The 7,902-nt window shown below is 72.4% G+C and carries 8 protein-coding genes; 7 read left to right on the forward strand and 1 reads right to left on the reverse strand.

Going from position 1 to position 7,902, the window contains the following annotated elements:
* Positions 1 to 367 precede the first annotated feature (367 nt).
* Complete coding sequence (gene disA, locus AB0D94_RS37315) at positions 368 to 1,492, forward strand: DNA integrity scanning diadenylate cyclase DisA (RefSeq protein ID WP_361769502.1); 1,125 nt, start codon at positions 368 to 370, stop codon at positions 1,490 to 1,492.
* 95 nt (positions 1,493 to 1,587) lie between these two features.
* On the opposite strand, the gene AB0D94_RS37320 is transcribed toward disA, so the two are convergent.
* The gene (locus tag AB0D94_RS37320) at positions 1,588 to 2,340 is read right to left on the reverse strand and encodes a hypothetical protein (protein ID WP_362062275.1); all 753 of its coding nucleotides are present in this window, start codon (positions 2,338 to 2,340) and stop codon (positions 1,588 to 1,590) included.
* 223 nt (positions 2,341 to 2,563) lie between these two features.
* Between AB0D94_RS37320 and AB0D94_RS37325 the strand changes: the two genes are divergently transcribed.
* The 6 genes from AB0D94_RS37325 to cseC all read left to right on the forward strand — a co-directional run bounded on the left by AB0D94_RS37325 (position 2,564) and on the right by cseC (position 7,812).
* Complete coding sequence (locus AB0D94_RS37325) at positions 2,564 to 3,178, forward strand: phosphatase PAP2 family protein (RefSeq protein WP_362062278.1); 615 nt, start codon at positions 2,564 to 2,566, stop codon at positions 3,176 to 3,178.
* A 23-nt stretch (positions 3,179 to 3,201) separates the two neighbouring features.
* A complete protein-coding gene (locus AB0D94_RS37330) occupies positions 3,202 to 4,215 on the forward strand; it encodes an A/G-specific adenine glycosylase (RefSeq protein WP_362062281.1) in 1,014 nt (337 codons plus the stop codon).
* Between the two features lie 206 nt (positions 4,216 to 4,421).
* Positions 4,422 to 4,982 (forward strand): SigE family RNA polymerase sigma factor, encoded by a 561-nt coding sequence (locus AB0D94_RS37335; protein WP_069920779.1) that lies wholly within the window; start codon positions 4,422 to 4,424, stop codon positions 4,980 to 4,982.
* Positions 4,983 to 5,020: 38 nt separating this feature from the next.
* Positions 5,021 to 5,686, forward strand: coding sequence for a hypothetical protein (locus AB0D94_RS37340; RefSeq protein ID WP_362062286.1), 666 nt, complete (start codon positions 5,021 to 5,023; stop codon positions 5,684 to 5,686).
* Between the two features lie 102 nt (positions 5,687 to 5,788).
* Positions 5,789 to 6,499 carry a two-component system response regulator CseB gene (gene cseB, locus AB0D94_RS37345; protein ID WP_362062289.1) on the forward strand — a complete coding sequence of 237 codons (711 nt, stop codon included), beginning with the start codon at positions 5,789 to 5,791 and terminating at the stop codon, positions 6,497 to 6,499.
* Complete coding sequence (gene cseC / locus AB0D94_RS37350; RefSeq protein WP_362062292.1) at positions 6,496 to 7,812, forward strand: two-component system sensor histidine kinase CseC; 1,317 nt, start codon at positions 6,496 to 6,498, stop codon at positions 7,810 to 7,812. The genes cseB and cseC overlap by 4 nt, the downstream gene beginning before the upstream one ends.
* The last annotated feature ends 90 nt before the right edge of the window (positions 7,813 to 7,902 follow it).

Consider the following 7,902-nt stretch of genomic DNA (forward strand, 5'->3'; position numbering starts at 1 on the left):
AGTACGGCCGAGTACGAGCTGCGATCCTCCGCCTTGCGATGCACCGCACCAGACGACGCGGGCTGATCCACGAAGATCGCCCGGACAGGACCTAGCCGCGGCGGCCGGGCGGGTCTCGGGCCTCCCCGGGCGGCGGCCTCGGCGCTGCCCAGGCCCCGGCAGGCGCCGCCCCGGCACCTCCCGGACTCGCCCGTATCCGGTCGCGCCGCTGGTCAGGGGCCCGTACGGGGTCCCCCGGGGGCGTACCTGGCCAAGCCACGGCGGGGCCACAGCGTGCGCCGGTAGACTTTGTGCTGGTCCGCCCGGCCGTACGCACGTCTTCGTGCCCGCGGCGCTGGGCGACACAACCCGCGACCGGAGGAGTGCAGTGGCAGCCAAGGACGGGGCAGCAGCATCCGGCAAGTCGGGCGCGAGCTCCAAGCAGGAGGCCATGATGCGGGCCTCGCTGAGCGCGGTCGCACCTGGTCAGCCGTTGCGTGACGGCCTGGAACGGATCGTCCGCGGCAACACCGGCGGCCTCATCGTCCTCGGCATGGACAAGAGCGTCGAGGCGATGTGCACCGGCGGCTTCGTCCTGGACGTGGAGTTCACCGCGACCCGGCTGCGCGAGCTGTGCAAGCTCGACGGCGCGCTCATCCTCGACAAGGACATCACCAAGATCCTGCGGGCCGGTGTGCAGCTGGTGCCGGACGCGTCGATCCCGACCGAGGAGACCGGCACCCGGCACCGCACCGCCGACCGGGTCTCCAAGCAGTGCGGTTTCCCCGTCGTGTCCGTGTCGCAGTCGATGCGGCTGATCGCGCTGTACGTGGACGGCGAGCGCCGTGTCCTGGAGGAGTCCGGGGCGATCCTGTCGCGGGCGAACCAGGCGCTGGCCACGCTGGAGCGGTACAAGCTGCGCCTCGACGAGGTCGCGGGCACGCTGTCGGCGCTGGAGATCGAGGACCTGGTCACGGTCCGCGATGTGACCGCGGTCGCGCAGCGGCTTGAAATGGTCCGCCGGATCGCGACCGAGATCGCCGAGTACGTGGTCGAACTGGGCACGGACGGGCGACTGCTGTCGCTCCAGCTGGACGAGCTGACGGTCGGGATCGAGCAGGAGCGGGAGCTCGTGATCCGGGACTACGTTCCGGAGCCGACGGCGAAGCGTTCCCGCACGGTGGACGAGGCCCTGGCCGAGCTGGACGCGCTGACGCACCCGGAGCTGCTGGAACTGGCCATCGTCGCGAAGGCGCTGGGGTACACGGGCTCGCCGGAGACCCTGGACTCGGCGGTGTCGCCGCGCGGCTACCGGCTGCTGGCGAAGGTGCCGAGGCTGCCGGGCGCGATCATCGAGCGCCTCGTGGAGCACTTCGGCGGCCTGCAGAAGCTGCTCGCTGCCAGCGTGGACGACCTGCAGACCGTGGACGGCGTGGGCGAGGCCCGTGCGCGCAGCGTCCGCGAGGGGCTGTCCCGGCTCGCGGAGTCCTCGATCCTCGAGCGCTACGTCTAGGCCGATGCCGGCAGGGCAATGTCAGCCCCGCCGGCGTTTGAGGCGCGGGGTCCGGGGCGGAGCCCCAGCAGCCGGCCGACTGCCCGGATTCGGCGTCAGTCCTGCTTCAGGACGAACGAGGTCCGGGCGACCGGCATGCCCGGGGCCTTGACCTCGACCACGTACGTGTCCGCAGCCGCCGACCCCGCCGGAGGCGACTGGCACTGGCCCGCCGCGCTGAACTTGCGGTCCCAGTCGAGCGACTGCTTCGACTCGCCCTGCGCGGGGATGCGGAAGAAGACGTTGCCCGCGCCCGTCGGGCAGTCCGCCGAGGACCACACGGCCTTGCTGCTCGTGGCCTGAAGGATGGTCAGGACGGCCTGCTTGGGGCCGAGGTCGGCCTTGCAGGTGGTGCCGGAGATGTTGCGGGCGATCAGTTCGAGGCGGGGCTTCTCGTTCGCCTCGTACTCGTTCTTCGCGCTCTTGACCTCCCACTGCAGCGCACTCGGCGCGCAGGTGGGGAGGGCCGAGTCCGCCGGGACCTGGTCCGGGCCGCCGCCCGCGCCGGCCGCCGCGCCGCCGGAGGACGAGCCGGATCCGGATCCGGAGCCCGTACCGCTGCCCGGTTCGCCGTTCTTGCCGGGGCCGGTGGAGCCGCCGCCCTCGGACCCCGTGCTGCCACCGCCCGACTCAGCGCGTCCGCCCGGGGCCTGACTGATCGCCGGCCCCGTCCCGGCGGGGCCGGGGGTGATCGAGGTGACGGGATCGGGGTGGCCCTGGCCCTTTCCGTTCGTACTCGTCTTCCCCCCACCGGATGTGACGACCCACAGGGCGAGGACGGCGAGGAGCGCGACAACGGACGCCAGCACAGCCCTCCGTCGCCAGTAGATGGAGGAGGGGAGCGGCCCGACCGGATTGCGCAGAGATCCCACGGACGGAACTTTACGAGAGTCCGGGACGCGATCAGTGCCCCACATGCCGCGCAACGGCCTGGATTTGCCGATGATCATCCTGCGGGCGCAATCCGGAACGCCCAGATCCGGCCACCGGTCTGACGCGGAGGAGATTCCGTTTTGAGTACGGTCGGTGACCATGAACAGCTCCGGCCTCTACCGCGACATCACCGACTTCGCCCATACGACACCCTCCTGGGTGCGGTCGGCCTTCGAAGTGTGGACGGAGTACGGACTCCTGCTCTTCGGCGCGCTCTTCATAGCCGTCTGGTGGCGGGCCCGCTTCAGACGCGGCAACCGCGCGGTGGCGCTCGCCGTCCTCGCGCCGCCCGCCACCGCCGTCGCGTACGTCGCCTCGGAGTCGCTGAAGTCCGTCGTGGACGAGGAGCGGCCCTGCCGCGCCGTGGCCGGGGCGGCGGCCTCGCTGATCGCGTGCCCGGCCCCCGGCGACTGGTCCTTCCCCAGCAACCACTCGGCGATCGCGGGGGCCGCCGCCGTCGCGCTGGCCCTGGCGGTACGCCGTCTCGCGCTGCTGACCGTGCCGCTCGCGCTGCTCATGGCCTTCTCCCGGGTCTTCGTCGGCGTGCACTACCCGCACGACGTGGCGCTGGGCCTGCTGCTGGGCGGCGCGGTGGCCGCGCTCGTCGTCCTGGCGTTCACCGGTCCGATCAGTACGATCACTGCCGCCATGCGGGCGAGCGGGATCCGAGCCGCTGTCTGGTTCACCGGTCCGGGCCCGGCACGTCAGGTGTGAAACGTGCCAGGATGCCGATTGCCATGACTGCATCCCCCACTTCTTCCGCCGAGATCCCCGAGGTCCCCGAAATCCACGGGATCTCCGACGTTCCTGACACCGAGACCGACACGGCCCCCGTCACCGACGTCTCCCACGCCCTGCACTCCCCCGTCATCGCGTGGTTCGACGAGCACGCCCGCGACCTGCCCTGGCGCCGTCCCGAGGCCGGCCCCTGGGGGGTCATGGTCAGCGAGTTCATGCTCCAGCAGACCCCCGTCAGCCGGGTCCTGCCGGTCTACGAGCAGTGGCTCGCCCGCTGGCCCCGGCCCGCCGACCTGGCCGCCGAGGCCCCCGGCGAGGCCGTACGGGCCTGGGGGCGGCTCGGCTACCCGCGCAGGGCGCTGCGGCTGCACGGCGCGGCGCTGGCGATAACGGAGCGGCACGGGGGCGACGTACCGAGGGAGCACGCGCAGCTGCTCGCGCTGCCCGGCATCGGCGAGTACACGGCCGCCGCCGTGGCCTCGTTCGCGTACGGGCAGCGGCACGCCGTCCTCGACACCAACGTCCGGCGGGTCTTCGCCCGGACCACCACCGGGGTCGAGTACCCGCCGAACGCCACCACCGCCGCCGAGCGGCGCCTGGCGCGGGCCCTGCTGCCCGAGGACGAGGGCGTCGCGGCGCGGTGGGCGGCGGCGTCGATGGAGCTGGGCGCGCTGGTGTGCACGGCCAAGAGCCCGGACTGCGCCCGCTGCCCGGTGGCCGGGCTGTGCGCGTGGCGCCTCGCCGGGAAGCCGGCGCACGAGGGACCGCCGCGGCGCGGGCAGACGTACGCGGGGACGGACCGGCAGGTGCGCGGCAGGCTGCTCGCGGTGCTCCGGGAGGCGGTGGGTGCGGTTCCGCAAGCCGTGCTGGACACGGTCTGGGACGAGCCGGTGCAGCGCGCCCGGGCCTTGGACGGGCTGGTCTCCGACGGTCTGGTGGAACCCCTGGCGGGAGGGATGTACCGGCTTCCGCAGACGGTCGCGGGGCCCGGTCCGGGCGTCGGCGGAGCGTGACGCGGGGGCGTCACGGAGTCACTCGAAACTGACTCGAAGATTCCACTTCCCGCCGGGAAACCGCAGCTCAAGGGCGCTGTTACACAACCTATGGGTGTCCGTGCGTCCACCGAAGGCTGGCCCGCACAGGCCCGTGACAACCCCTCCGTACCTTCAGATCCGTAAGCCAGCGGACGAGCGGTTGAACGGAACGGAGGCGGTCTGAGATGGCGCACGGCGAGGTACTCGAATTCGAGGAGTACGTACGCACTCGGCAGGACGCGCTGCTGCGCAGTGCCCGGCGCCTGGTCCCGGACCCCACCGACGCGCAGGACCTCCTGCAGACCGCCCTCGTACGCACCTACGGCCGCTGGGACGGCATCGCCGACAAGTCCCTGGCCGACGCCTACCTCCGCCGCGTCATGATCAACACCCGTACCGAGTGGTGGCGTGCCCGCAAGCTCGAAGAGGTCCCCACCGAGCAGCTCCCCGACGCCTCCGTCGAGGACGGCTCGGACCAGCGCGCCGACCGCGCCCTGCTGATGGACATCCTCAAGGTCCTCGCGCCCAAGCAGCGCAGCGTCGTGGTGCTGCGACACTGGGAGCAGATGAGCACCGAGGAGACGGCCGCGGCGCTCGGAATGTCGGCGGGAACCGTGAAGAGCACCCTGCACCGCGCACTGGCCCGCCTCCGGCAGGAGTTGGAGAGCCGGGACCTGGACATGCGCGCGCTGGAACGCGGGGACCACACCATCCGGTACGAGGGGCGTGAGCGGTGCGCGGCCTGAATGGCCAAGGCCTGACTGACAGGAGTTCACTGGCGCTGATGTCGGCGGGGACGGTCGTCCTCGTCGGCTCAGCGCTGTTGGCCGTCGGCTGCTCCACGGGCGGCACCGGCCTGCGCGACGGCGGTCCCGCCCGTACGGACGCCATGTCCAAGGCCGTCCAGTCCGCGGCCTCCGAGCACGCCGAGCCCTCCGCCTCCGACGCGCCCGGCGCCTCCTCCGAGGCCTCCGCCGCCTCCGGCCGGCCCGCGAAGAAGGTGGACCCGGTCGCGCTGCTCAGGGCGGACCCCAAGGTCAGCGCCGACGTCAAACGGGAACTCAAGCCCTGCACGGGCAAGGACTACCCGGTGGACGTGAGCTACGGGCGGGTCACCGGGAGCGCCGTCGTCGACATCGTGGTGAACGTGCTGTCCTGCGCGGACGCGCTGGGCCGGGGCTCGTACGTGTATCGCGCGGACGGCGGATCGTACGAGAATGTGTTCTCGGACGAACAGCCACCCGTCTACGCGGAGATCGACCGGGGCGACCTGGTGGTCACGAAGCCGGTCTACGGAAAGAGCGAGCCGCTCGCCTATCCGTCGGGCGAGGACGTGATCACGTACCGCTGGAACGGGGAGAAGTTCACCGAGCAGGACCGGGTGCACTCGGAGTACAGCAACGTGGTCGACGGCGGGCAGCCCGCCCCGGCCACGAGTCAGAAGAACTGAACTCCGGCAGCAGGACCGGACCCGGCGGAACCGCACACCGGGAACCGAACACCGAAGAACCGAGTACTACCGAGTACCGAAGAACCGAGGCGAGTCTTCCGTATGGCCGAGACCCATGTCCTGTTCGTGGAGGACGACGACGTCATCCGTGAGGCCACGACCCTGGCGCTGGAGCGCGACGGGTTCGTGGTCACCGCCATGCCCGACGGCCTGTCCGGCCTGGAGTCCTTCCGGGCCGACCGCCCCGACATCGCGCTGCTCGACGTGATGGTCCCCGGCATGGACGGCGTGAGCCTGTGCCGGCGCATCCGTGACGAGTCCACCGTCCCCGTGATCATGCTGTCGGCGCGCGCCGACTCCATCGACGTGGTGCTGGGCCTGGAGGCGGGCGCCGACGACTACGTCACCAAGCCCTTCGACGGTTCGGTGCTCGTCGCCCGGATCCGCGCGGTGCTGCGCCGCTTCGGCCACGCCGGCGGCCCGCAGAACGGCGCGGCGGGCGGCGCCGAGGGGCCGGCCGGGGAGCGCGGGGTGCTCAGCTTCGGCGACCTCCAGGTGGACACGGAGGGCATGGAGGTGCGCAAGGCGGGTGCGGCCGTGGCCCTGACCCCGACGGAGATGCGGCTGCTGCTGGAGTTCTCCTCCGCGCCCGGCACCGTCCTGTCCCGCGACCGGCTGCTGGAGCGGGTCTGGGACTACGACTGGGGCGGCGACACCCGAGTCGTCGACGTCCACGTCCAGCGGCTGCGCACGAAGATCGGACAGGACCGGATCGAGACGGTCCGGGGCTTCGGATACAAGCTCAAGGCATGAGGCGCTTCACCCTCCGTACCGGGATCCGCTGGAAGATCACACTCGCCATCGCCGCCGTGGGCGCACTCACCGCGGTCGCGCTGAGTCTGGTGGTGCACAGCGCTGCCCGGGTGTCGATGCTGGAGAGCGCCCGCGAGGTGCAGCTGGACCGCGTCCAGTTCATGTCCCGCAATGTCGACGCCGGGCGCAAGCCGCCCCCCGGCTTCAAGATCAACGACCCCGACCTGCCCGCCCAGCTGCGGCAGAAGGTGCAGTCGGGACGACGCGGGACCTACGTCCAGGAGAACCCGGGCGCGCCCCAGGAGGTCTGGGCCGCCGTGCCGCTCGGCAACGGGCAGGCGCTGTCGCTGCGCACCCAGTTCCGGGAGAGCGCCAACATGGTGCGCGACCTGGACCGGGCCCTGGTCGTCGGCTCCCTCGCAGTGGTGATCGGCGGCTCGGCCCTCGGCGTGCTCATCGGCGGGCAGATCTCGCGCCGGCTGCGCAAGGCGGCCGCCGCCGCGCAGCGGGTGGCCCACGGGGATCCCGAGGTACGGGTCCGGGACGCGGTGGGTGGCGTCGTACGGGACGAGACCGACGACCTGGCGCGGGCGGTGGATGCCATGGCCGACGCCCTCCAGCAGCGGCTGGAGGCCGAGCGGCGGGTGACCGCGGACATCGCGCACGAGCTGCGGACCCCGGTGACAGGCCTGCTGACCGCGGCGGAACTGCTGCCTCCGGGGCGGCCGACCGAGCTGGTGCGGGACCGGGCGCAGGCGATGCGCGCCCTGGTCGAGGACGTACTGGAGGTGGCCCGGCTGGACAGTGCGTCCGAGCGGGCCGAGCTCCAGGAAGTGGCGCTGGGCGAGTTCGTGAGCCGCCGGGTGACCGCGCTGATGCCGGAGGCCTCCGTACGGATCGTCGCGGACGAGATCGTCAGCACCGACCCGCGGCGCCTGGAGCGGATCCTGGGCAACCTGCTGGCCAACGCCGCCCGGTACGGGCAGCCGCCGGTCCAGGTCGACGTCGAGGGCCGGGTCGTACGGGTCCGGGACCACGGTCCGGGCTTCCCGGAGGCGCTGCTGCGCGAGGGGCCGAGCCGCTTCCGCACCGGGTCGACGGACCGCGCGGGCGTGGGGCACGGGCTGGGGCTGACCATCGCGGAGGGCCAGGCACGGGTCCTGGGGGCCCGGCTGACCTTCCGCAACGTGGCCGCTCCGGGCGGGGCGGACCGCGAGGGCGCGGCGGCCGGTGCTGTGGCGGTGCTGTGGCTGCCGGAGCACGCGCCCACGGCGACGGGGAGCTTCCCCGTGATCCAGCTGCCCCAGGGCTAGGGGGTGTCCGGTGGATCAGGGTCGGAGAGCCCGGGTCGGCTGGTGCCGTGGATTGCAAGGCGGAGGAGGGAGTCGACGCGGAGCGTCGGC

This window comes from Streptomyces sp. NPDC048255, from assembly GCF_040652415.1.
In the GTDB taxonomy this organism is placed as follows: Bacteria; Actinomycetota; Actinomycetes; order Streptomycetales; family Streptomycetaceae; genus Streptomyces.